Origin of the sequence: Taibaiella chishuiensis (assembly GCF_003014535.1) — a bacterium.
Classification (GTDB): domain Bacteria; phylum Bacteroidota; class Bacteroidia; order Chitinophagales; family Chitinophagaceae; genus Taibaiella; species Taibaiella chishuiensis.
On the sequence record NZ_PYGD01000001.1, the window covers coordinates 323,844 to 349,845 of the forward strand.

At 50.4% G+C, this 26,002-nt stretch carries 14 protein-coding genes; 7 read left to right on the forward strand and 7 right to left on the reverse strand.

Annotated elements, in window-relative coordinates; all coding sequences use genetic code 11:
* Window positions 1-111: 111 nt before the first annotated feature.
* Window positions 112-2,016 carry a DUF2207 domain-containing protein gene (locus B0I18_RS01340; protein ID WP_106520850.1) on the reverse strand — a complete coding sequence of 635 codons (1,905 nt, stop codon included), beginning with the start codon at window positions 2,014-2,016 and terminating at the stop codon, window positions 112-114.
* Between the two features lie 248 nt (window positions 2,017-2,264).
* On the opposite strand from B0I18_RS01340, the gene B0I18_RS01345 reads away from it, so the two are divergent.
* Together B0I18_RS01345 and trpS are read left to right on the forward strand one after the other, a co-directional pair.
* Window positions 2,265-4,304 carry a hypothetical protein gene (locus B0I18_RS01345; protein WP_106520851.1) on the forward strand — a complete coding sequence of 680 codons (2,040 nt, stop codon included), beginning with the start codon at window positions 2,265-2,267 and terminating at the stop codon, window positions 4,302-4,304.
* 61 nt (window positions 4,305-4,365) lie between these two features.
* Window positions 4,366-5,367 (forward strand): tryptophan--tRNA ligase, encoded by a 1,002-nt coding sequence (trpS, locus tag B0I18_RS01350; protein WP_106520852.1) that lies wholly within the window; start codon window positions 4,366-4,368, stop codon window positions 5,365-5,367.
* A gap of 54 nt (window positions 5,368-5,421) precedes the next feature.
* On the opposite strand, the gene dusB is transcribed toward trpS, so the two are convergent.
* The gene (gene dusB / locus B0I18_RS01355; RefSeq protein WP_106520853.1) at window positions 5,422-6,408 is read right to left on the reverse strand and encodes a tRNA dihydrouridine synthase DusB; all 987 of its coding nucleotides are present in this window, start codon (window positions 6,406-6,408) and stop codon (window positions 5,422-5,424) included.
* A gap of 376 nt (window positions 6,409-6,784) precedes the next feature.
* On the opposite strand from dusB, the gene B0I18_RS01360 reads away from it, so the two are divergent.
* The 5 genes from B0I18_RS01360 to rnc all read left to right on the forward strand — a co-directional run bounded on the left by B0I18_RS01360 (window position 6,785) and on the right by rnc (window position 13,314).
* On the forward strand, window positions 6,785-9,121 hold the full coding sequence (locus B0I18_RS01360; protein WP_181358290.1) for a T9SS type B sorting domain-containing protein: 2,337 nt from the start codon (window positions 6,785-6,787) through the stop codon (window positions 9,119-9,121).
* A gap of 320 nt (window positions 9,122-9,441) precedes the next feature.
* Window positions 9,442-10,836 (forward strand): class II fumarate hydratase, encoded by a 1,395-nt coding sequence (gene fumC, locus B0I18_RS01365; protein WP_106520855.1) that lies wholly within the window; start codon window positions 9,442-9,444, stop codon window positions 10,834-10,836.
* 213 nt (window positions 10,837-11,049) lie between these two features.
* On the forward strand, window positions 11,050-11,286 hold the full coding sequence (locus B0I18_RS01370) for an acyl carrier protein (protein ID WP_106520856.1): 237 nt from the start codon (window positions 11,050-11,052) through the stop codon (window positions 11,284-11,286).
* A 31-nt stretch (window positions 11,287-11,317) separates the two neighbouring features.
* On the forward strand, window positions 11,318-12,577 hold the full coding sequence (fabF, locus tag B0I18_RS01375) for a beta-ketoacyl-ACP synthase II (RefSeq protein ID WP_106520857.1): 1,260 nt from the start codon (window positions 11,318-11,320) through the stop codon (window positions 12,575-12,577).
* 5 nt (window positions 12,578-12,582) lie between these two features.
* Window positions 12,583-13,314, forward strand: coding sequence for a ribonuclease III (gene rnc, locus B0I18_RS01380; protein ID WP_245882024.1), 732 nt, complete (start codon window positions 12,583-12,585; stop codon window positions 13,312-13,314).
* A 448-nt stretch (window positions 13,315-13,762) separates the two neighbouring features.
* Here rnc and prmA read toward each other — a convergent pair whose 3' ends face one another.
* The 5 genes from prmA to B0I18_RS01405 form a co-directional block, all read right to left on the reverse strand.
* Complete coding sequence (gene prmA / locus B0I18_RS01385) at window positions 13,763-14,593, reverse strand: 50S ribosomal protein L11 methyltransferase (RefSeq protein WP_106520858.1); 831 nt, start codon at window positions 14,591-14,593, stop codon at window positions 13,763-13,765.
* Window positions 14,594-14,675: 82 nt separating this feature from the next.
* The gene (locus tag B0I18_RS01390; protein ID WP_181358291.1) at window positions 14,676-16,856 is read right to left on the reverse strand and encodes an OmpA family protein; all 2,181 of its coding nucleotides are present in this window, start codon (window positions 16,854-16,856) and stop codon (window positions 14,676-14,678) included.
* Between the two features lie 201 nt (window positions 16,857-17,057).
* Entirely contained in the window at window positions 17,058-18,116 is a 1,059-nt protein-coding gene (locus B0I18_RS01395) for a PorP/SprF family type IX secretion system membrane protein (protein WP_106520860.1), read from the reverse strand.
* Window positions 18,117-18,362: 246 nt separating this feature from the next.
* Window positions 18,363-21,251, reverse strand: a complete 2,889-nt coding sequence (locus B0I18_RS01400) for a choice-of-anchor L domain-containing protein (protein ID WP_106520861.1) — start codon at window positions 21,249-21,251, stop codon at window positions 18,363-18,365.
* Between the two features lie 234 nt (window positions 21,252-21,485).
* Window positions 21,486-25,856, reverse strand: a complete 4,371-nt coding sequence (locus B0I18_RS01405; protein ID WP_106520862.1) for a choice-of-anchor L domain-containing protein — start codon at window positions 25,854-25,856, stop codon at window positions 21,486-21,488.
* Window positions 25,857-26,002 lie beyond the last annotated feature (146 nt).

Genomic DNA, 26,002 nt, shown 5'->3' on the forward strand with positions numbered 1-26,002 from the left:
ATTATCATAAGAGCGTTAGCCGGATAGTTTATCCTGATACCCGTATCAGGGAACTGCACCGGCAACACTATATAATTTAACACTTCGTGTAACTAGTTTTGCTCAAGCAGTTTACCAACCACCACCGCCACCACCGCCGCCGCCACTGCCACTGCTGCCCCCGCCAAATGAACTGCTGCTGCCCGAAGAACTGTCGGAAGAGGAAGAGGGGGGCGTACTGGCCGAGGAAATGCTGCTGCTCAACCCGGAGGCAAAGGCACTGCCTGTAAAACCATGCCCGGTATCGCTCATATAAAAAGCCCGTGTCGTTACCGTATCGTCGATGGCCGCGGCTGCGATAATGCCTTCAAACTTATCGCCCCATTCGATATCGCAGTTGAGGGCTATGGCAAATGGCAGGTTCTTTTCGAACAGGTCTATGGTTTTATCCGGCGGGTTCATGGTATTAAGCCGGGCCTCATCCACGGTTTTGAGGTACATGCGGTAGCCTTCCAGTTCATCCATCAGCTTACGGCCCTCGGGGGTATAAGCCGGGAACAGCTTGTAGAAAATATATTGCATCACGATAACCAGGATAAAGCTGACAATCAGCGGCAGGAGCGGCCAGGGGCTTAAGGACGCATGAGCCAGGCTCCAGATCATAAGGCCGGCAAATGCGGGAACGGCCAACAGGAAACCGAAAGCCAGGTACTGGCTGTTCCTGAAGAAAAGGCCTTTGCCGGGTTTGCGTTTGCTGCTGCGGTAGTGTTCGTTCAGGTCTTCTTTGATTGCCGTATTCAGTTCTGCCAGGCTTTCGTTGTATTGGCCCCGCTGTATATTCGTATAGATCAGGCTATTGGCCTCTTTATGATAGTCGTTATAAACTGCGGCTATAAAGGGCTCCTTCGATTTATGGAAGGAATAAACAGTACCCTTAAAGACCGTGCCGGTACGTTCCACCTCTATCAGGAAGAAGTGCCGCAGAGCCAGGTCGGTTATAGTAGCCGCCACCAGCTTATCTTTCATACCCTGGAAATAAATATAACCCAATGCAGCCGGCGAGAAGCCTGTCGGTGGCTCATAACGCGGGTATATAGTGCCCGGTTTCAGATCGCGCCCGTAACGCCACCATTGTACCAGGTTGTATAAGAAAATAAGGACAAGCAGGAGCGGCATGCCCAGGGCGCCTATATTAGCGGTAAACATCCACCAGGCCTGGCGCAGCATGCCGGGCCTGGCAATAATACCCTTGCGCCAGGAGGTAGCCACCGTTATACCCTGGTTGGGCCATAAGGCTTTCGTGGTGGTAAAACGTATCGTGTCGGTGCCGGCCTGGTTCACGCGGCAATCCTGGCCCCGCTCATATTGTCCGCCGGTGTAACAGGCGTTGGAAAATACGGAATCATTGCCCGGGATAATGAAGGTACATACCGCAGAGTCGATCCGGAAACTCCAGCCATTGCCCGTTACATTCCAGGCCAGTTCGTCGTACCGGTCGAAGTATTTGACCTGGTGCTCCGTTTCGTACACCAGCGTATAGGTATAAGAACCCGTATCCAGCTCCTTATCCCGGTCGCCGATCTTTACCCGGTAGCCATTACTGTTGAGGCTGTGTTCCGTTTCGTAAGGCACTGCCGCACCGTTCATTTTTACGTCCAGCAGTTTAAAAGTGGTATTCTGAAAAAAGTGGTAACGGTTAACATATACCGTCGGGAAGCTGCGCAAAATACCCCGGTGTATGTCGTTGTTATTGCCCCCGGCCTCTATGTATTGCATCGGGAATTCGTCGAGCCCCATATCGCCATCGCCGTTATAGATCGTTATATTTTCGACCACGTGCAGGGTACCGTCTTGCTTAACGGTAACGGTACTTTCAAACAGGCTTACCCGGTCGGTACGGGCAAAGGGGTTGGACGGCGGGCTGTTTACTTCCGCTACAACCGGCTCCACCGGTGGCTTCGGTTTGGGTTGCTTCCGGGCAAAAACGGCGCTGCTGCAGCAAAGCAGCAACAGGAGCAGGCTTAAAGGTTTCTTCATGGTTCAGGTGTGGCGATAAAATTAACGGTATACCGTTATAAAGTGCAAACAGGCATTCCCTTAATTCCCCTAAAATTATTTAAAAATTACCGGTTGCAGACCTGGCCGCATAGCATAATCCCGGTTCGGGAACTGCATACCGCCAGATATTAAGGTCATCTATTTTTATAAGCGCATAGCATCCAGATGATTTTTTTAAATTTGAAGTTTAATCAATTCTTATTCTTCAAAGCCCTTATTTTGCAGGTATGCAATTCTTTAAAAGGAATAGACAACGGTACGATCTCGGGGTATTGCTTAACGAGATCAAAAACACAACCGACACCAACCGGTTCAGTACCCTGTTTATAGAATTGATCGCTGTTTTACGGCCTGTGCCCAAACAAAGCGCCACGGCCAATATGCAGGACCTGCTGGATGCCCTGCACCGCGATAAGCAACTGGAAGCCGCATTGCAGCATATGTTCGTATACCTGTTCAATACCCGCGACAGCCAGAGCATTTTTACCAATACCGGCATTCTTACGGGCGGCACCTTCTTTTCCGAGTTATTCCGCCAGGTAAGGCACCGCATCCTGCCCCCCTTGCCCGACAAGCGCAGCATGAGCAACCTGCTGGAACGGGCCTTCTTTAAAAAGACCGATTATGTATGGGTAGCCGCCATCCCCGATGAGCTCTGGATCGAGTTTTTCCGGATTGCCGCGGGCGGGCTCGAAAAGGCAGATACGCCTTTCCAGCAATACCTGACCAATACATTGACCATTCTTTCGTACCGGGTATCTTATCTTGGTCTCGAAGAGGAACTGAGCCAGCAATTGAAATACGAGGCGGAGATCATTACGCCTTTTATCGAACAGAATAAAAAGATACAATCCTTTATCCACCTGGTTAAAGCGGGTAACAGCCCGGCTGCCTACCTGCAATCGAGTGCGCAGGATGTGGCCGCACAGCTGGATGCCTGCGAGCAGGTGATTGCCGAGATCAGGGGCAATACCGGCAAGTTCGGTACCAGCCTCGGACAGGCCTACCTGCTGTTGCGTACGGCGCAGCAGATTATGCGCATGCGTATCATTATCCGGCTTATTACGCCGGGCAATATACCGCAGGAAACGCTGCAGGACTCGGTTTCGTTGTTCGAGAACGTGATCGAAAGCATCAACAAGCGCTACAGTATCCTGGACCTGTACCGTAAAAACTCCGGTATGCTGGCCTACCAGATCGCTGAGCATAAAAGCGCATCGGGCGAACATTACATCACCACGACAAGGCCGGAGTACTCGGCTTTTTTCTACTCGGCAGCTGCGGGCGGTGTGATCATCGCCTTCGCCGCCCTACTGAAAGCCTTGCTGCACAAGGTACACATGGCTTTGTTCTGGCAATATTTCTGTTACGGGCTCAACTATGCCATAGCCTTCGTGATCCTGTTTATTACCGGCGCCTCGCTGGCTACCAAGCAGCCCACCATGACGGCCTCTGCACTGGCCGGCTCGCTCGACACCCGTAAAGGCGGCGTATCGTTCCAGAACCTGGCCCTTACGTTTGGCAAGGTATGGCGCAGCCAGTTTGCCTCCTTTGCCGGCAACCTGATCGTGGTATTCCCGCTGTCGTACCTGCTGGCCTTTAGCTGGGAGGCGCTTACCGGGCATGCGCTGTTCCACGACAATAAGGAGAGCCTGCAGGCCCTGCGCGATCAGAACCCGCTTACCAGCCTGGCCTGGGTATATGCCTGTGTTACGGGCGTATGCCTGTTTACCAGCGGTATCATTTCGGGTTTTGTCGATAATAAAGTGATCTATGCCAATATCGGCGGCAGGATGAAGGAGCATAGCGGGCTGCGTAAGATCATGAAAGGCGAGACCCTGAGCAGGTTTGCCGATTTTATGGAAAAGAGCCTGGGCGGTATTGTCGGCAATGTGGCGCTGGGTTTCATGCTGGGTTATGCCCAGTTGATCGGCCAGTTTTTCGGTATACCCTTCGATATCCGGCACATTACCATTTCTACCGCTTATTTTGCTTTTGGCGTAGAGGGACTCAACAATCACCTCAGCACTTTCGACTGGGTATGGACCACCATCGGTGTGATCGGTATCGGATTCTTTAATTTCATGGTCAGTTTCTCACTGGCGTTTTATGTAGCCGTACGGTCGCGCAATGTGCCGCTGTCGCGGTTGCCTTATGTGGGGCGCCTGATCGGCCGATATTTTTTAAAGTACCCGCAGGACTTTTTATACCCGCCCCGGCAGGAACGAAAAGAAAGCGATGTGTTTCCAACTGCGGATAAAGCTTAACCCTATTCTCTAAAGAAGGAAGGGCATTGCCCATCTTCTTTTTTCTTAATTTTGCATCCTTATGTCACAAAAAGAAGTTGTAGTAAGCGGTATCCGTTCTACAGGATACCTGCACCTGGGTAACTATTTCGGCGCTATTCACAATTACATTAAAATGCAGGAAGATTATAACTGCTATTTTTTTGTAGCCGATTACCATTCCCTCACTACCCACCCCGACCCCAAAGATCTTAAGGCTAATGTATTTCGCGTAGTAGCGGAGAATATAGCCAGCGGGCTCGACCCCGAAAAGGTAGCCCTGTATGCCCAGAGCGATATACCGGAGATACCGGAACTGTACCTGATGCTGAACATGCTTGCCTACAAAGGAGAGCTGGAGCGTGTACCCACCTTTAAAGACAAGGTGCGCCTTAACCCCGATAACGTAAACGCCGGCCTGCTCACCTACCCCGTACTGATGGCGGCCGACATCCTGATACACCGCGGCGCCAAAGTGCCTGTGGGCAAAGACCAGGAGCAACACCTCGAGATGGCGCGCAATTTTGCCCAGCGCTTCAACAGTCATTATGGCGAGCTCTTCCCGGAGCCCCAGGTATTCCGGTTCGACGAAAACACGGTAAAGATCATGAGCCTGGACGGCAACGGTAAAATGAGCAAAAGCGAAAACGTGAACGCCACCATTTACCTGAGCGATGAAGATGAGCTGATCCGCAAAAAGATTATGAAGGCCACTACCGATTCGGGACCACAGGAGCCGAACAGCGCTATGCCGGACTACATCCAGAACATCTTCCAGCTGATGCAATTGGTATCCGCACCGGATACCCATGCTACGTTCCTCGATGCCTACAACAATTGCAGCATCCGTTATGGCGATATGAAGAAACAGCTGGCCGAGGATATGGTCAATTTCGTTGGCCCCATCCGCGAACGAGCGGCAGCACTGCAGCAAGACGAAGACAGCATCCGTAAAATATTAAAGAACGGCGCCGAAAAGGCGCGGGCAAGAGCGGCGGAAACCATCGCCATGGCCCGCAAAGCGATCGGCATTAACTATTATTAAAAAGTAAAACGCCTGTTGTTGATACAACAGGCGTTTTACTTTTTACCGTTCTTTTTATACCAATTGCAACTGCTGCTCTTTAAGCTCATCGAGTATGCCCTTAAGTTCATCCAGGCTATCGCCGTTCACCAGTTTCATCCGGAACTCTTTTACATTGGGCAGGCCTTTGAGGTAAGAGGCGTAATGCCTGCGCATTTCCAGGATACCCAACTTTTCGCCCTTCCACTCCACCGATTTGGTCAGGTGGCGCATACAAGTATCGATCCGTTCTTCAACCGTAGGCGGCGGCAACAGCTCGCCGGTTTTCTGGTAATGTTTGATCTCCCTGAAGATCCAGGGATAACCGATCGCGGCCCTGCCGATCATAATGCCGTCCACACCGTAGCGGTTCTTATATTCCACCGCCTTTTCCGGGGTATCGATATCACCGTTACCAAAGATCGGGATCTTAATGCGGGGATTGTTTTTTACTTTACCGATCAGGGTCCAGTCGGCTACGCCTTTATACATCTGCACCCGTGTACGGCCGTGTATCGACAAGGCCTGAACACCAATATCCTGCAGCCTTTCGGCTACCTCTTCAATATTCTTGGAGTCTTCGTCCCAGCCCAGGCGGGTCTTAACGGTAACCGGCAGCGCGGTAGCGCGTACCACGGCTTCGGTCAGCTTAATCATTTGCGGGATATCTTTAAGAATACCGGCGCCGGCGCCTTTACACACCACCTTTTTAACCGGGCAGCCGTAGTTGATATCGATCAGGTCGGGTTGCGTGGTATCTACGATCCTGGCCGCCAGCTCCATGGCTTCTTCATCGCCGCCAAAGATCTGGATACCGATCGGGCGCTCATAGTCGAATATATCGAGTTTCATCCGGCTCTTGATCGCATCGCGGATCAGGCCTTCCGAAGAAATGAACTCGGTATACATCAGGTCTACGCCCTGCTCTTTACATACTGCACGGAATGGCGGATCGCTTACATCCTCCATGGGCGCAAGCAATAACGGGAAATCTGCCAGTTCTATCTTACCAATCTTCACCATTGTTAATAGCTTAAGGGCTGCAAAGGTACGGAATATATACTTTTATTCTCTACAGCGATATGAACCGCCAACAACGCAATCATTAGATTAGCACGAATAACAAAACCGGCACTCCCGTGCCCGGCCCTCACTGCCGCATATAGGTACCTGTTTCCTATTATCTCCAGGAAATGAAAACCGTGAGATGCTGACTTGTGCAGCAGGTTTAATTTTGCTGCGGTAGCTAAACGGTTAATTTTAGTTTATTAAAGCGAATTACGCCAAGCGTTAGTAAAAAGTTAAAAAATATAATATTACTTTTGCACCACTCTTCTTCATCGACTTGGTCAGCTATCTACAGCTTCCGACCAGTATGATGTTGTCAAATGGTTACACTATGAAAAAGTACCTTGGCCTTTTCGCCTTTTTGATTTTGCTGATCAGCCCTTTCACCTCTGCAGCGCAAACGATAATTAATAAATACGCTGCTGTAATTTCCGTTCAGTCTTGTAACAGTCTTTTCGTGGATACCGCTTCAGATTTTAATATTGGAGATACGGTGCTGATGATACAAATGAAAGGTGCAGTAATCGACAGCAGCAATACCGCAAGTTTCGGCAATGTACTGAACTACCATGGAGCAGGCAATTATGAGTATAATGTTGTTAAGGCAAAAAGCGGCAACAATCTGACGCTGTTTTACGACATTCAACGCGAATACAATATTCCGGAGGGCAGAGTGCAATTGGTACGTGTACCTTCTTATCAGAATTATGCGGTTAACCAAACGCTTACCTGTATGCCCTGGAATGGAAACAAAGGCGGCGTATTTGCCGTTCATGTAACCGGTACATTTACTATGAACCAGGATATTGACGTCAGCGGAAAGGGCTTCAGGGGCGCTTCAGGAAACCCTTCGACCATCGTAGGTCCACCGTCCATTTGTACGAACCCGAGGTATTATATGGGCGCCAATTTTGATTCTACCAGCAGAAAAGGAGAAGGTATCACAGAAGTATCCATGGATAGGGCATTTGGTCGTGGTAAGTTAGGGAATGGCGGAGGAGGTGGCAATACCTGCAACGCCGGGGGCGGGGGCGGCGGTAATGGCAATACAGGCGGTATAGGAGGCAGCGAATATATGGGTTGCAACAACAATCCGGCTAACAATAATACCGGGGGGCTAGGGGGATTGCAACTTGCGTATACATCTTCAAATAATAAGATATTCATGGGTGGTGGTGGTGGCGCCGGCCAGGCCAATAATCTAAACAATACGGCCGGTGGTAAAGGAGGAGGCATATGTATTATTACTGCAGGTTCCATAGCCGGTAATACGAGAGAAATTAGGGCAAACGGTGAAGATGCTCCCCTATGTACAAACAATGGATCATTTGGATCCTGCCATGACGGCATGGGCGGGGGCGGTGCAGGCGGCGCTATATTGATAAACACGAACACAGTTTCCAGCATCACCCATATTTCCCTGACAGGAGGAAAAGGCGCTAACGAATCGGGTAATGCAGGATATTTTGAAGTTGGTCCCGGCGGCGGCGGTGCAGGCGGCGTATTATGGACAAAGCCGGCAACAACGCCTTCCAATCTCGTTGTAAACAATTCGGGTGGGCTTAACGGGAGAGTGCTTTACAATAACAGTGCCTGGGGCGCACAGCCCGGGCAGGATGGATTATCCCTAAACAATCTTACGTTTAATTTCCCGACGGACACATTCAGCACGGATACGATCACGGCAAATTTTAGCGACTCGGCAATAAGTTGTTATACCTATCAGTTTACCGATAAAAGTACATCGCTATCGCCCACCGGCCTTTCCTGGCAATGGCTGTTTCCGGGAAACAACATAAGTACGCAACGGAATCCGTCTTTTACATTTCCAGATTACGGCACTTACACGGTTACCCTCGTTGTTGCAAGCACCTCGGGATGCACAACGTCCGATACTGTTATCAAAACCATATCAATACCCTACCAGCATTTTGCATATGCCGGAGAAGATACTATAACTTGCCCCGGTGGTACTATAACATTACAGGCAGCTGGCGGCACAGGGTATTCGTGGCTGCCTGCAACAGGACTGAGTAGCCCACATACAGCGGCAACCGAAGCGAGAGTAATGCAAACCACAACCTTCATTGTGACCGTAACCAATAACCAGGGATGTGTGGACAAAGACTCTGTAACAATCGTTACCGTACCCGGCCAATCCGTAAGCGCTACTGCCGACGGCGATGTTATCAACTGCGATCACAAAACAGTGATGCTAAGTGCTTCTGATGCAATTTCTTACCGCTGGAGCCCCGGTATATATTGCGACGATAGCACCAGCGCGACCCCAAGAGTAAGACCTAATGTAACTACGGTATTTAGCGTAACTGCTGTAAGCGCAGTCGGGTGCATCAGTCAGGATACAATCACCGTCCAGGTATTTAGTGAGCGTAGCGAAATATTTGTACCAAATGCATTTTCGCCTAATGACGATGGGCTTAATGATGACATCGGCCCGTTTGTACTATGTGGTTTTACACTCGAACAATTTTCCATATTTAATCGGTGGGGCCAACAGGTATTCCAGGCGCAAGGGCCATATGCCAAATGGGACGGCAGATATAATGGAAAGAATGCAGAGCTCGGGACCTACTATTATTATATCAGGGGTAAAGATGACAACGGTGATCGTATTTCATTCAAAGGTAATTTTATCCTGATCAGGTAAAGCTTGCAGGTGTAATCTTATCGCCGTCCGCATCGCAGTTTTATACTGCTGCGGTAAACTAGCTTCCTCCAGTGATCCGACAGCTAATCCCTGCTGCCGGGATGCCGTTGCTACCAGGTTGGCCGCACAGCAAGGGAACGACAAGCACTTTTTATAATTACTATTTACATAAAAAACTGATTTTTAAATATTTATTCGTTTCAAATACAATTGAAACCTATGAATGTTTTATAAAAACAGATATCTGTTCCCGCGAAGTAAATTCTTCAATATCTTTGCGCCCGTTAATCTATATTTTCACATCCTAATTTTCCAATATCATGTCCTTTCGTATTGAAAAAGACACTATGGGCGAAGTACAGGTTCCTGTTGATGCCTATTACGGAGCACAGACCCAGCGCTCTATCGATAACTTCAAAATAGCCCAGGACATCAATAAGATGCCGAAAGAGATTATCAAAGCTTTTGCCTACCTGAAAAAAGCAGCAGCTTTGACCAATACCGACCTTGGCGTGCTGCCTGCAGAGAAATCTGCGCTGATCGCACAGGCCTGCGACGAGATCCTGGACCACAAGCTGGATAAGGAATTCCCGCTTGTAGTATGGCAGACCGGATCAGGTACCCAATCCAATATGAATGTGAACGAGGTGGTGGCTTACCGTGCCCACGTGATCAACGGCGGCCAGCTTACCGATAAAGAAAAGTTCATCCATCCCAACGATGATGTCAATAAATCACAGTCATCTAACGATACCTTCCCTACGGCAATGCACATCGCTGCTTACCAGATGCTGGTAGGTACTACCATCCCCGGCATTAAAAAGCTGCGCGATACGCTCGATGCGAAAGCCAAAGAATATATGCACGTGGTGAAGATCGGCCGTACACACTTTATGGATGCTACGCCGCTTACCCTCGGACAGGAGATCAGCGGTTATGTAGCCCAGCTGGACCACGGTCTGAAAGCGATTAACAACTCCCTGGCCCATCTGAGCGAACTGGCCCTGGGCGGTACGGCAGTAGGTACCGGTATCAATACCCCCAAGGGTTATGATGTAGCGGTAGCGAAAAAGATTGCCGAACTTACCGGCCTGCCTTTCGTAACGGCGCCTAATAAATTCGAATCCCTGGCAGCACACGATGCGATCGTAGAAGCGCATGGCGCCCTGAAAATGGTAGCCGTAAGCCTGATGAAGATCGCCAACGACATCAGGATGCTGAGCTCCGGTCCGCGTGCGGGCATCGGCGAGCTGTTTATCCCCGATAACGAGCCCGGCTCTTCTATTATGCCCGGCAAAGTAAACCCGACCCAGTGCGAAGCGCTGACCATGATCGCCGCCCAGGTAATGGGTAACGATGTGGCCATCAGCGTAGGTGGCGCTAACGGCCACTTCGAACTGAACGTGTTTAAACCCGTAATGATCTTCAACTTCCTGCACAGCGCGCGCCTGATCGGCGAGGGTTGTGTATCCTTCAACGATAAATGTGCGGTAGGCCTGGCCCCCATCGAAGCCAATATTACGGCGCATGTAAACAACTCCCTGATGCTGGTTACGGCACTGAACACCAAGATCGGTTATTACAAAGCGGCCGAAATTGCCCAGACCGCACATAAGGAAGGAAAAACCCTGAAGCAGACTGCTATCGACCTGGGTTATGTTACCCCCGAGGAGTTCGACGCCTGGGTTGTACCTAAAGATATGGTAGGCCTTTAAGGCTTACCTGATATTCCGGTTAAATTTTTTTATTTGTGTATGCAACTATAATACCATAATTCAAACCTTTAATCGGAACGGATGTTACCATCAGGGTTTTAATCTGCTTCGGGCCGCGCTGAGCGGGCGAATTTGTAGGTTACTCCACAAAAAACATTTCTTTGTTTTACTAAAAAGTATATTTTTGCACCATTAACTTAAATTGCAAACATTATGTCTGAAATTGCTAACCGCGTAAAGAAAATCATCGTTGACAAACTTGGAGTTGACGAATCAGAAGTAACTCCAGAAGCGAGTTTCACCAACGATCTTGGAGCCGATTCACTGGATACTGTAGAATTAATGATGGAATTCGAAAAAGAGTTCAACATTTCTATTCCGGATGATCAGGCTGAAAACATTGGTAGCGTAGGTCAGGCTATCGCTTATCTGGAAGAACACGTAAAGTAATTATCGAATCCTCAGCAACTAATCTGTTTAAATGAACGTACCGTTAAAACGCGTAGTAGTAACGGGGCTCGGCGCCCTAACCCCCATTGGTAACAACGTATCAGAGTACTGGAACGCCTTGATTAATGGCGTGTCGGGCGCCGATTTCATTAAACAATTCGATGCTGAAAAGTTCAAAACGAAATTTGCCTGCGAGTTAAAGAACTTCAACCCTGAAGACTTTATGGATCGTAAGGAAGCCCGTCGTCTCGATCGCTTTTCGCAGATCGCGATGGCCTCTTCCGAAGAAGCGATCCGGCAGGCCGGGCTGGATGATCCGTCCCTCAACAAGGACCGTATCGGCGTTATCTGGTCATCAGGTATCGGCGGTATGATCACCTTCATTGAAGAAATGAAAAACTTTAATGCAGGTGATGGTACACCACGCTTCAACCCCTTCTTTATTCCCAAACTTATCCTGGATATCGCATCGGGTCATATTTCAATGAAGTATGGCTTCCGCGGTCCCAACTTCGCTACGGTTAGCGCCTGTGCATCGTCGACCCATGGTCTGATCGATGCCTTTACTTATATCCGGCTCGGCAAAGCCGATGCATTCGTCACCGGCGGCTCCGAAGCCGTGGTAACCGAAGCGGGCATCGGCGGTTTCAATGCGATGAAAGCACTCTCCGAGCGCAATGACGATCCTAAAACAGCGAGCCGTCCATTCGATCTCGATCGCGATGGCTTTGTACTGGGCGAAGGCGCAGGTTCGGTGATCCTGGAAGAGCTGGAGCACGCGAAACGCCGCGGCGCCAATATTATCTGCGAAGTAGCAGGCGGCGGCATGAGCGCCGATGCTTACCACCTTACTGCACCCCACCCCGAAGGGCTGGGTGTAATCAATGTACTGGAAAGTGTACTCGACGATGCCGCAATGAAACCGGAAGATATCGACTACATCAATGTACACGGCACATCTACCCCGATCGGCGATATTGCGGAAATTACCGCGATCCAGAAAGTATTCGGGGAGCATGCCTTCAAACTGAATATCAGTTCTACCAAATCGATGACCGGGCACCTGCTCGGGGCTGCCGGCGCTATCGAAGCCGTAGCCACCATCCTTTCGGTAACCAACGATATTGTCCCTCCTACGATCAACCACTTCACCGATGATCCGGCTTTCGACCCGAGGCTGAATCTGACGTTCCATACAGCCCAGCACAGAACCGTAAATGCTGCGATCAGCAACACTTTCGGCTTCGGCGGACACAATGCATCCGTTGTTTTCAAAAAATACGTAGAGTAGAGAGATTGAGCCTGACCAAAAATTTTTTCAACCGTTTTTCGGAAGAGGATAAAGCGCTTCAAAAAGCGTTAAAGAATATTTTGGGTTATAAACCCGGGTACCTGCCTTATTATGTAAGCGCTATAACCCATCGCTCGCAAAGCGATCTTGTAGCGACCAATAACGAACGGCTCGAATACCTCGGCGACGCTTTTATCGGCTCTATCGTAGGCGAATACCTCTTTAAGAAATACCCTACCCGCGACGAAGGTTACCTGACCGAAATGCGATCCAAGATCGTAAGCAGGCAATCGCTGAACGAGATCGCCCTGCGTATGGGTATGCAAAAGATCGTACGGTTCAATAAAAACGACAAGATGCTGCGGCGCAGCCATATTTTCGGCAATGCGCTGGAAGCCCTGGTAGGCGCGGTATACCTCGATGTGGGTTTTGAAAAGACCCGTAAATTCATCCTGAAGCGTATCCTGGCTACCTATATCGATATGGAAGAGCTGGAAACGACCGAATACAATTTCAAGAACAAACTGTACACCTGGGCGCAGCGCAAAGGCAAGCATATCGAGTTTATTACCGTCAGCGAAAAGATCGAAGCCGGCCGTAAAATCTTTACCGTAGGCATCGAAGCCGACGGGCAAACAATTATGACTGCCTCGGGTTATACCAAGAAAGAAGCCGGCCAGCTGGCCGCGCAAAGGGCGCTCGAAAAACTGGAAGCCGACCACCAGGACGAGGATTAATGCTCCCCTGCCAGCGTCTTATTTCCCCTTTACAGCACATCCACAATCCTTCCGTTTACCCCGGCAACACAGCGCATAACTGCGCCAGGTATGCTTTCCCACGCTGCAATCGTTGCATCGCGCTGTGCGCCTACAAAAGCGACCGGTAAAACAGATCCTGAATAGAGGAGCATGGTACAAGGGCATTGCCAAAGATCGCATTAACCATGCCGTGTTTTTTCGATGGTCCCGCAGCGGCACGAAAAGCCACTAAAACGATCCGGTAAAACAGGTCATGAATCATTGCCCGGCAAAGGCGCTTTATGCAACATGGGATTAGCATGCGACGAGTTTCATTACAACCACCTTGCCCCTACGAAACCCTTAAGCACCCAGGCTACCCCCTTTATTAAACGCCGGATGCCCCTGCAAGGCAAGGGCATCCGCTATTAAAGTAGTACCAGTTTTTTTAACCTTGCTTTTGCAACAGCATACATACCCAATTGCGGTCGGTCGCATGTTTGATATAGCTGAAACCATTCGCTGCAGCGCTTTCCCGGATAATGTCGATATCCTCGGTAAGGATACCGCTGAGTAACAACAGCTGATCGCCGCGTAACAGGGCCGCCATACGGTCCATATACTGCAACAGGATATGCCGGTTGATATTGGCCAGGATCACGTCGTAACGGGCTTCCGGGTCCAGCTCTTCCAGTACGGCCTGCCTGATGGTAACCCGCTGCGCCTGGTTGCGTTCGCAGTTCTCCACCGCATTTTCGTAAGACCAGCTATCGTTGTCGATACCCAGTACCGAAGCGGCGCCCAGAAGTTCGGCCAGGATGGCCAGGATACCCGTACCGGTACCGAAATCGAGTACTACCCTTTCATTCAACTCCAGTTCCCGCATAAGGGTCATCATCAGTGCCGTGGTGGCATGATGCCCGGTACCGAACGACATTTTGGGTGTGATCACGATATCGTATTGTACGTTTTCCGGTTCAGGATGGAAGTCGGCACGTACACTACAGAACCCGTCGATAATTACGGGCTCAAAGTTCTTTTCCCATTCTGCATTCCAGTTGCGCTCGGCCAGTGCCTGCAACTCAAACCGCAGGCCCATGCCTGTGGCCAGGGCTTCGATCGCTTCCCGGTCGAACTGCCTTTCTTCAACATAGGCCAGCAGGCTTTCCTCCGTTTCCTCGAAACCTTCAAAATCGATACCGGTTACCTGCAGCTCGGCCATCAGCTGTTCCCGCCTGGCGCCGTCTGCTTCAAAAAATGTGATCTGTATATGATTCATAATAACAATTGGCTCATGCTAAAAAAGAGAAGTTCCACGCGATGTGGAACTTCTCTATATATATCGTTTACCTCGAAGCGGCTTAGTTTACGCGGCTACCAGGATTACCGAATTTAGAATCTGAATCCGCAGGCTCTGTATCTTCAACACCTTCGCCCAGCTCCAGGTTTTTCTCCTGTTCGCCGATAGTACCAGGTTTGGAGCTATCATAAATGGTGCGGCGTGTAGGTACATCGGTCAGGATACGGAAGGTAGTACGGCGGTTGAGCTGACGACCATCCGGGTTATCTTTACCGGATTCTGTTTTGTTCGGAGCAACCGGGTTGTCCTTACCCATACCCTGGGCAGAAAGACGGCTGCGTTCGATACCGTTACGCACCAGGTAGTTTACTACAGACTCGGCCCTTTGCTGGGACAGGTTCTTGTTGTAAGCTTCCGTTCCTTTGCTGTCGGTATAAGAGAAGATACGCACATCCAGGGATGGGTTATCTTTCATCAGGGTAGTCAGTTCTTCCAGTGATGCAGCAGCTTCCGGACGGAGGGTTGCTTTATCATAATCGTACAGGATGTTTTTCAGTAAGAAATCTTTGTCGATGAAAACGCTGTCCACATAGATCGTAACGAATACGGTATCATCAGGATCCTGGCGTTTAATACCTTCTGTGCTTACAGTAGCACGGGTAGAGGTATAGTTTTGTTTGTCGGCAGTCAGCACATAGTTATGGCCTCTTGCAGTCAGGAACTGGAACTCGCCGTTTTCAGAGTTGTATGTTTTGATGTTACCCGCTTCGTCTACCATCTTCACCACAGTCTGTGCAACGGGTTTCTGGGATTTCTGATCGAGTACTTTACCCATAGCATAGATCTTGGGTTCGTACTGGATACGCCAGATATCATCACAACAGGTTGGGTTTTTCAGCGCGATAGAACCCGGACGGTTACTTACTACATAAGCATCAGGTTTACCCATCGGATCGTGGATGTAGTACAGTTCATCCGCAGAGGTATTGATGGGGTAACCCAGGTTGGTCAGGTTCGTATAACGGGAAGGACCACCATTGGCAGAGTAGATATCGAAACCACCCATAGTTACCCAGCCGTCAGAAGCAAAGTATAATTTATTTACGCGGTTGTCGTAGTAAGGAGATGCTTCGTTACCTTCTGTATTGATCTGCTTACCGGCATTCTGAGGACGACGATAGGTTTTCTGGCGCGGATCGTAAACGGAGTACCAGATATCGTAACCACCACGGCTCTGCAGTACGCGGTTAGAAGAGAAGAACAGGACTTCTTTCTTACCTACTTTAGCAATGTAAGGTTGGGTGCTGGAAGAACCGTCGTCGTTGATGCCTTCGCCAAGCAGTACGGGATTGCCCCATTTCTCTTTTTCGAAGGTAGAGCAGAAGATACGGCAGGTCATTTCATTTTTCTCATTCTCCAGGCACTTGGTGAAATAGAACCTATCGCCACCCGGGCTGAAACAGCCGTTACCTACGTGGTACTTGTCGTCGTTGAAACGACCGTCCAGGAAAGGCAGAGGCCATTGGAACGTATCACGCTCCTCATAACGTTTGAATTTATGAGACACCATGAAACGGGAAACATAATCGGAACGTTTTTCTTTACCTACTTCAACGATGTTGTTGGACTTCATCGTAGCGAACAGCAGGGCAGTATCGCCGAGCGGGTAAGGAGACAATTCGGTATAGGCTGTATTTACGTTAGCACCCAGGTTTTTCACATTTGCAGGAATCGGGTTGTTCACGGAGTTCATCGCCATTTTACAACCGTCGATTTCACGCTGTGCACGCTTTTTCAGCTTCTTAAACGTCTTTGGATTATCGGTAATGAATTTCTGGAAGCGGGTAATAGCCTGCTCATAAGAACCCTGCATTTTCAGCATCAGCGCTTCTTTATAGATCGCTTCGGGATACAGTGTGCTGGAAAGCGAGTAAGCATAACCGTAATATTTCGATGCAGGTATATAATCACGCATAAACCAGGCACATTCCGCAGCCTGGTATACCAGGTATGGATTACGAGGCTGCTCCTGCAATAACTGCTGGTAGTAATCGTAGGCATTGTAATAGCTACCCGATTTGAAGAGGCCATCTGCCCAACGCAGCTTTTTCTCGTAGCCTAATTGTGCTACGGGATCATTTGCTTTATTGCGGTATTTATCTTTTTGAGCCAGAGCCTCATCATGTACCACAGCCGTTAACAGAAAAGCTGATAATAAAAAGAGTAACGATTTGCGTCTCATGTGCATGCAACGTTGATTGAATAAAGTTAAATTTAGAACTTAGGCTATAAAAGTAAAAATTGATTTATAAAAAACGAAGAACCTGCCAAATTTTTTTTAAAATTATCCGGCAGGCTCTTCTATAAACTTTTGCAGTCTAAATTATCTCATCATTAAATAAAATTAAAAATGGATCTCAAGAGCCGAACGATAAATCACGTATTAAAAACGTCCGCAAGGGTACAGTAATTTACGTGCAAAATCGATAGGGCTTGGTGCGATATAACGCAGTGCAATTTCAAAACCACCGTTACCATTCGATGCACTCTTCAGGTCTGAAGTATTGTAGTCATAAGCCACACCTACGCGGAATCCTTTGAATTCGACACCGGCGGTTACCATTACGGCATCCTGGTTACGGTACCATACACCTGCAAATACGGCTGGTGCTGTAGGCAGTTCGTAATCGTCGCCGAGTTTATAGTGGAATTCGTTACCGGCAATCAGTTCCATTGCTTTGGCCTGTGATTGCACCAACACTGCGGGCTTCAGCGAGAAGCGATCGCCCACGCCGATGATGGCGCCGATCTGGCCGGTGTAACGCATAGCCAGGCCCAGTTGTTTGGAAGCCTTACGACGGTCGAACGATTCCAGGGGCTGGTTGATATTATTAACGCCTGCGCCGATGCTGAAGCTGAACTTATCGCTTACGGCCTGGGCATAACTCAGACCCGCATTGATGATGTAGTTGCTCGCATTACGTTTCAGCCAGTCGCGCTCTGCAGAGGTTCCGGGGTTCAGCATACCTTCGCTGAACTCGTCGCCGAAATACAGGTTGCTGAGATCGATACTCTTTTGCGTGTATCCACCCTGCAAGCCTACGGTCAGCACCTTCCTCGCATCCTGTCCCAAAAATTTATGATAAGCTACGGAAAGCATGGCGGAGAAGTTGTTCAGGTTACCATCGCCAGCCCTGTCGTTATAGAATTGAACGCCCGCTGCCAGGTAATCATCTACAGAGATATCCCGTATGATAGGCATATCAAAAGATGCAGCAATGGTTTTAAACGCGGCACGTCCTCCCGTTATACTACGCCACTGATCACGATATATGGCAGAAGCACGCCACTCTCCGTTGAAAGCCCCGGTATTGGCCGGATTAAGAATGAGCGGCGAAGCGTCGAATTGTGTAAAGTGAACATCCTGAGCTTGAGCGCTTCCTATTTTGAGCAGCATTGCAGCAATAAGGCCGGCGCCGGCAAACGTAATTCTACACTTCATAATTTGTTTGTTAAGCTGTTTATCAAAATATATTTCCGAGAGCTTTTCTTCGTAGAAATTTTTTGGGAGTTAAAAGTGCAAAAAAATTTTGATTATCCATAAAATTTTCAAAATAATTTTTTTATTTCTGCTCCAATTTCTATTTATTCCTCTCGTTTGTTGTCATAAGAATGGGTTTTCCGGGCTAATAAGCTGATACTGAACCTCAATGCATTAACACACAGCGTTATATGATTGTATGTTCCGCTACCGTATCAGCGTTACATTACCATCTTTACGGAACTTCTTGCCCGTGGAGGTTTCTGCATCCACACTATATATATACACGCCCATCGGCTGAACCTGTCCCTTGTAACGGCCGTCCCAACCCTGGTCGATATTATTGGTCTCAAACACCATATTACCCCAGCGGTTAAATATACGGAAGTATTTCAGATTTGCAAGGCCACGCTTCACTATTTTAAGGTCGCCATCCGTAGGCACAAAGGCGTTCGGCAGGTCCAGCAGCGACTCGGTGTTCACCAGCACATCGATCGAATCTTTCAGCTCGCAACCGTACTCGGTACGGGCCGTTACAAAATAACGGGTACGCACCTCGGGACTCGCCAGCGGGTTCGATATATTGGCCGCATTCAATCCTGAAGACGGGAACCACTCGAAGTACAGGCAGTTGCCGCCCGGATCGATCTGGTAACGTTCACCCGGCCAGATCTGCACACTGTCCGGCAGGTTGATGGCTGCCGCAGGATAGACCTTAAAGCTGACCACTTGTGTATCGTAGCAATTGAAATTGCTCGTACCGATCACCGTATAATCCGTACTGCTCAGCGGTGTGGCGATCGGCGTTGCCGACGTTACATCGTCCAGCCCGTAGGACGGAGACCAGAGATAACCCTGCGCGCCCGTGGCCTTCAGCTGTACCAATGCCGGCGGACATACACCCGTATCCAGCGGCGACACCAGCATAAAGTCGCCGGGGTGAACCGTGATCCGCATCGTATCGCCACCCGTACAGCCATTCGGTGTTTTAACGATTACCCATAAAGGCATTACCGATTCGTCCTGGCTGAATACCGGCATATTGATCGTAGAATCGGATACCGCCGTGCCGGGTTGCCACAGGTAGCTATAGTTGTTGTAAGCCGGTGTTACCGCGGCATACAGGTTAATCGTGTCATAAGTACATATCGTACGGTCGGGCCCTATGTTGACGATAGGGTTGGGCTGCACCTCCACATGGAAGCTATCCGGCATACTTACGCAACCCGGATAGGACGCCGTAAGGGTATACCAGCCTGTGGTATGAGCTGTAAGCACGCTGTTTGGCACCAGCGGATCGGCTATGTCCTGCTCGGGATTCCAGTTGTAGTGGAAGGCCGTATCGCCCTCAACCCGAAGCTGGATCAGCGCTCCGTCGCACACTACCGTATCGGCGTTAAGCACCGTTATATGATCGGGCAATAGCCGGATCTTGATCGTATCGTGCCCGTCGCAACCTACGGCCCCGGGATTAACCGTAACCGAATAGATCATATCACCCGTGGGCGTCGATATGGGATTGCGTATCGTCGCACTGCTCAGGGCCGTGGCCGGCGTCCATAGGAAGGTCTCGTCCGGGTTAAGCGGTGTCGTTGCCGCATTGAGCTGCACCGCATCTCCGCAGGTTACCTTATCCGGTCCGAGGTTGACCTTAGGCGTATCTTTTACATCGATAAATACATGGTCGGTAGATGGCGGGCAGCCTGTGCCCACCGGCAACGTTACCGATACCGTGTAGGAGGTCGGCGCCGTTGGTGTTACCGTTACATTTTGTCCTAAAGGATTATTCACCGAAGTAGCTGGTGTCCAGCTGAACTTCAGCAGGGTATCGGCTTCTACTTTCAGGTCTACGTGCTTGCCCCGGCATATTGCCGTGTCGGGGTTCAGGATTTTCACATAGATAGAATCAAGGATCATAATCGTATCGCTGGCCAGTACAATTGGCTGGTTAGTAGAACTACAGTTATAAGGCGACAAAATCGAAACAATAACAGATTTCGGTCCTACCGCCGGGTTCATAACAATCCCGTTTACATACAATGACGCCACGCTGTCTCCCGCCGGTATCGTTATGCTGCTGGGTAGCGGCGAATAATCGAGACCATTAACCGCAGTACCCGCATAGGTAAGCGGTATGGTTATCGGCTGGCCGGTATTACCACTGCGGCTTACACGCACTACGCCCGGAGGACAGCCCCTTACCGTATTGGTATACGGTGTTTCGAGACCGCCGCCGCCCGTTGTTTTTACGTATAAAGCGGTAGAGGTAAGGCTACCCGCTTTCAGAAATACACCCGAATCGAGGTTACCGTCCGTACAGTCGGCAATAGCCAGCTTCAGGTGGTAAGTATCGCAGGCGTTCACCTGGGCTGCCGCGGTAAATACCGTAGTGAATCCACGATAGGTAACCGTTGCTCCGCCCGCATTGTTTACATAGTACATCGAGAACGGCGAACCGGTGCCCATACCATTACACAAAGCAATATCCGAGGGCGGGTTTACCGTGGGATTCGTCGTACTGTTTACACAGATCGGGATCGATGTACCTGGTATCACTGCCATGTTATACGTACCCGTTATGCCCGGACCTGAAATAAAGAACCCGAATACATCATTAAAGATACTACAGGAGTAACCCTGGTACTCTGAGGATGCAAACACATAATCAAACTTTACCGAATCGCCTGCCGGTACGAAGTCGAACTCCAGGCGGCACAGGTCATTGAGCGACTGGGTAACCAGGGTAGACAGGTTAGCATCTACCGAAGCGCCCGAGGTAAAGGCCGCAGGGCCGGGACCCGTATTGGCACCGTTAACGCCCTGGCTGCCGGGGATCGTCATGGCCCGGCCGGAAGAGAGTACGATACCGCTGTCGATATTCAGCGTGCTGCCACCGGCAACCGAAAACACCCCGTTAGAGATCGTAGGGCAGGTCATGGTCGGGTTCAGCACCACTACACCGGCGCCGGTTAATTTATCTACCAACTGTGCTGCCGTCTGGTTATCCGTAACGGTCATCTGCGCAAAGAGCTGTATTCCACCTGTTGCAAATAGCAGTAAGAGTGAAAAAATATACGGTAAAAATCTACTTTTCATATATCATTTAGTATTAAGGCGCCGCCAAGCAACCAGCAGCAAACCCGGGTGTTCCATGCACAATAAACACCAGAATTTGCCAGCTAAGCCGCCTTAAAGATATTATACTTCTTCCTTAAAGACAAGTTTTGCCCCGGGGAAAAGTTGGCGGATACCTTAAGTAATGATACTTCTGAAAAGAAAATGGAGGAGATATGCATCGCTATAGCAACGCATATCTCCGGGTTTCGTCGCTTACCTGAGCAGGGTTACATTACCATCTTTACGGAACTTCTTGCCCGTAGAGGTTTCTGCATCCACGCTGTATATGTATACGCCCAACGGCTGTTCCTGGCCTTTGTAACGGCCGTCCCAACCCTGGTCGATATTACTGGTCTCAAACACCATATTACCCCAGCGGTTAAATATGCGGAAGTATTTCAGGTTGGCCAGGCCACGCTTCACTATTTTAAGGTCGCCATCCGTAGGCACAAAGGCGTTCGGCAGGTCCAGCAGCGACTCGGTGTTCACCAGCACATCTACCGAATCCTTCAGCTCGCAACCGTACTCGGTACGGGCCGTTACAAAATAACGGGTACGCACCTCGGGGCTCGCCAGCGGGTTGGAGATGTTGATCGCACTCAGACCCGAAGACGGGAACCACTCGAAGTACAGGCAGTTGCCGCCCGGATCGATCTGGTAACGTTCGCCCGGCCAGATCTGCACACTGTCCGGCAGGTTGATGGCTGCCGCAGGATAGACCTTAAAGCTGACCACTTGTGTATCGTAGCAATTGAAATTGCTCGTACCGATCACCGTATAATCCGTACTGCTCAGCGGTGTGGCGATCGGCGTTGCCGACGTTACATCGTCCAGGCCGTAGGACGGAGACCAGAGATAACGCTGCGCGCCCGTGGCCTTCAGCTGTACCAATGCCGGCGGACATACGCCCGTATCCAGCGGCGACACCAGCATAAAGTCGCCCGGATGAACCGTGATCCGCATCGTATCACCACCCGTACAGCCATTCGGCGTTTTAACGATTACCCATAAAGGCATTACCGATTCGTCCTGGCTGAATATCGGCATATTGATCGTAGAATCGGATACGGCCGTGCCGGGTTGCCACAGGTAGCTATAGTTGTTGTAAGCCGGTGTTACCGCGGCATACAGGTTAATCGTATCATAAGTACAGATCGTACGGTCGGGCCCTATGTTGACGATAGGGTTGGGTTGCACCTCCACATGGAAACTATCCGGCATACTCACGCAACCCGGATAGGACGCCGTAAGGGTATACCAGCCTGTGGTATGGGCGGTAAGCACGCTGTTTGGCACCAGCGGATCGGCTATATCCTGCTCGGGGTTCCAGTTGTAGTGGAAGGCCGTATCGCCCTCAACCCGAAGCTGGATCAGCGCTCCGTCGCACACTACCGTATCGGCGTTAAGCACCGTTATATGATCGGGCAATAGCCGGATCTTGATCGTATCGTGCCCGTCGCAACCTACGGCCCCGGGATTAACCGTAACCGAATAGATCATATCACCCGTGGGTGTCGATATGGGGTTGCGTATCGTCGCACTGCTCAGGGCCGTGGCCGGCGTCCATAGGAAGGTCTCGTCCGGGTTTAGCGGTGTCGTTGCTGCATTGAGCTGCACGGCATCTCCACAGGTTACCTTATCCGGTCCGAGGTTGACCTTAGGCGTATCTTTTACATCGATAAATACATGGTCGGTTGATGGCGGACAGCCGGTACCTATCGGCAGCAATACCGATACGGTATAATGGGTCGGGCCGGTAGGCGTTACCCTTACGTCTTTCGCGAGCGGGTTGCTTACGGAGCTCGCCGGTGTCCAGCTGAATTTCAGGATCGTATCGGCCTCTACTTTCAGGTCTACAAAGCGGCCGCGGCAGATGGCCGTGTCGGGGTTAAGGATCTTTACATAGATCGAATCGAGGATCATGATGGTATCGCTGGCCAGTACGATAGGCTCGTTGGTAGAACTACAGTTATAAGGCGACAATACAGATACCACAACTGATTTAGGACCTACAGGCGGCACCATTACGATACCATTTACATACAGGTTAACAGCACTGTCGCCGGCAGGTATCGTTACGCTGCTGGGTAGCGGCGAATAATCGAGACCGTTAACCGCAGTACCGGTATAGGTAAGCGGTATGGTTATCGGCGCACCCAGGTTGCCGCTGCGGCTCACCCGCACCACACCCGGAGGACAGCCCCTTACGGTATTGGTATACGGCGTTTCGAGACCGCCGCCGCCAAAGGTTTTTACATAAAGCGCCGCAGAAGACAAGCTACCGGCTTTCAGGAATACGCCCGAATCGAGGTTACCATCCGAACAGTCGGCAATAGCCAGCTTCAGGTGGAAGGTATCACAGGCGCTTACCTTGGAAGACGCCGTAAATACGGTTGTAAATCCACGGTAGGTTACGGTACCGCCACCCGCATTATTTACATAATACATCGAAAACGGCGAACCCGCACCCATACCGGTACACGCCGTGATATTGTTTGGCGGGTTTACCGTCGGGTTGGTTGTACTGTTTACACAGATCGCGATATTCGTTCCCGGTATCACTGCCATATTATAGGTGCCGACTATGCCGGGACCGGAAATAAAGAAACCGAATACATCATTAAATTGACTACAGGAGAAACCCTGGTACTCCGAAGAGCCAAATACATATTCAAACTTAACCGAATCGCCGGCGGGCACAAAGTCAAACTCCAGGCGACACAGATCGTTCAACGACTGGTTAACCAAAGTAGACAGGTTGGCATCTACCGAAAGGCCGGAAGTAAAGGCTGCCGGGCCGGCACCGATGTTAGGGCCATTAACACCCTGGTTTACCGGAGTGGTCATCGCCCGTCCGGAGGTCAATACGATACCGCTGTCGAGGCCCAGGTTGCTTACCCCTATAATATTAAAAGTACCATTGGAAATGCCGGGACAGGTCATGGTTGGGTTCAGCACCACGACACCGGCGCCGGTCAGTTTTTCTACCAGTTGGGCAGCAGTACGGTTATCGATCACGGTCATACCGGATTCCTGGAAGGGAAGCGTAAGCGATCCGGGGGTCGGATCGGGCTTGCCGGCATTATCGACCACGGTATAGGTGATCACCACGTTTACCGTACCGGTTACGGGATCCAGTAAGATAGGCCATGTAGGCTGGCCGGTTGCATTGGTTGGTATTGATACGCCTGCAGCAGGGAAGGTACCGGCTGTATAGTTGACGGCGTTAATCGTAATAGAAGTCGTATTGGTCGGGAACGACAAAATGCGGATCGAATCGATCACACCGCCGTCCGGATCCGTTCCGCCAAAGCCCGCAGCAGCAATGGTTGCATTGGTAGTACCCGGTGGGTTGGCCTGGGGCGCAGCGGTGGTCGTATTGGTATTGGGCAGTTGTTCGATACCCAGGCGGGCATTGATCACGTTATCGGCAATGGTACCCAGCACCAGGGTGCTGTTTACGTTACCATCGCTGCCGGCCCCTGTACCCAGAAACTCGCCGGTGCTTACCCAGTTGGCAGGCAGGGCAATGGCTGGCGGCACGCTGCCCACGGTAGCCGTAGCGGTAGTGATTAGGATATTGAAGGTGCCATTGGGCAAACCGGTAACCGTATAAGTGCCGGTAGCGCCTACGGCCGCAAAAGCAGCCACGTTGCCGCTTACGGTGTTTACGACTACGGCATTCAGGCCGCCGGCATTGGTGCCGGGACCATCGATGGTATTAGCCGGCGTGCCCAGCAGGCCGTTTACGTCATTGGTCACGATACCCGTTACCGAGTTGGTGAAGGGTATGGTAAAGCTTCCGGGCGTAGGGTCGATCTGGTGGGCATTATCGATGGCTGCGTAGGTGATCACCACCGAAACAGCACCGTCCGTAGGATCGATGCTCAGCGCCGGTACAGGTTGTCCTGTAACGGTCGTGTTGATGGTAACACCGCCAGCAGGGAAGGTTCCCGCAGTATAACTATTGGCGCCCAGCACCAGGGTGGTGGTATTGGTCGGGAAACTCATAATGCGGATCGAATCGATCACGCCGCCATCGGGATCCGAACCACCCATACCCACTGTAGAGATCAGGGCAACGGTCGTACCGCCGGGGTTAGACACGGGCGCAGCCGTGCTCACATTCGTATTGGGCAGTTGCTCGATACCGAAGTTGGCATTGGTAGCCGCGGTAACGGCACCAATCGGCAAAATGCCGTTTACAGTACCATCGTTACCGGCGCCGGTACCCACAAATTCACCGGTATTCACCCAGTTGGCCGGCAGGGTAACCGCCGGGGCAGCACTACCGATCGTGACGGGGGCCGTAGTGATCAGCACCTGGTAAGTAGCGCTTGCAGGAGCCGGGAAACTATAGGTGCCATTGGCGGCTACGGCGGTGGTGGCCGTTACATTACCGGTTGTGGTATTGATCAATACGGCATTAAGACCGCCGGCATTGCTGCCGGTGCCGTTAACCGTATTATCGACAAGGCCGTTGAGATCGTTGAATACAGTGCCTGATATCTGGGCATTGGCTGCATAACTGCAAAAGAAAAGCAGGAAGAAGCTTAATACGCTTACAGTATATCTGTGCGTCATAGTGTGTGGATTTGGGTTAGCCGGTTCAATTCTTTTCGGGAAGGGATGGGCATCCTTAATGTTAAAAAATGCCTATCCCGTTATGTAGACAACAGGGGCGGCCCGAATAGTTGGGACCTCATAGAAATTTTTTCTAAAACATAGTT

Excerpts from the sequence above, each read along its gene's own strand:
- B0I18_RS01340 (WP_106520850.1), bottom strand. The coding sequence starts at position 2,016 with ATGAAGAAACCTTTAAGCCTGCTCCTGTTGCTGCTTTGCTGCAGCAGC.
- B0I18_RS01345 (WP_106520851.1), top strand. The coding sequence starts at position 2,265 with ATGCAATTCTTTAAAAGGAATAGACAACGGTACGATCTCGGGGTATTG.
- trpS (WP_106520852.1), top strand. The coding sequence starts at position 4,366 with ATGTCACAAAAAGAAGTTGTAGTAAGCGGTATCCGTTCTACAGGATAC.
- dusB (WP_106520853.1), bottom strand. The coding sequence starts at position 6,408 with ATGGTGAAGATTGGTAAGATAGAACTGGCAGATTTCCCGTTATTGCTT.
- B0I18_RS01360 (WP_181358290.1), top strand. The coding sequence starts at position 6,785 with ATGAAAAAGTACCTTGGCCTTTTCGCCTTTTTGATTTTGCTGATCAGC.
- fumC (WP_106520855.1), top strand. The coding sequence starts at position 9,442 with ATGTCCTTTCGTATTGAAAAAGACACTATGGGCGAAGTACAGGTTCCT.
- B0I18_RS01370 (WP_106520856.1), top strand. The coding sequence starts at position 11,050 with ATGTCTGAAATTGCTAACCGCGTAAAGAAAATCATCGTTGACAAACTT.
- fabF (WP_106520857.1), top strand. The coding sequence starts at position 11,318 with ATGAACGTACCGTTAAAACGCGTAGTAGTAACGGGGCTCGGCGCCCTA.
- prmA (WP_106520858.1), bottom strand. The coding sequence starts at position 14,593 with ATGAATCATATACAGATCACATTTTTTGAAGCAGACGGCGCCAGGCGG.
- B0I18_RS01390 (WP_181358291.1), bottom strand. The coding sequence starts at position 16,856 with ATGAGACGCAAATCGTTACTCTTTTTATTATCAGCTTTTCTGTTAACG.
- B0I18_RS01395 (WP_106520860.1), bottom strand. The coding sequence starts at position 18,116 with ATGAAGTGTAGAATTACGTTTGCCGGCGCCGGCCTTATTGCTGCAATG.
- B0I18_RS01400 (WP_106520861.1), bottom strand. The coding sequence starts at position 21,251 with ATGAAAAGTAGATTTTTACCGTATATTTTTTCACTCTTACTGCTATTT.
- B0I18_RS01405 (WP_106520862.1), bottom strand. The coding sequence starts at position 25,856 with ATGACGCACAGATATACTGTAAGCGTATTAAGCTTCTTCCTGCTTTTC.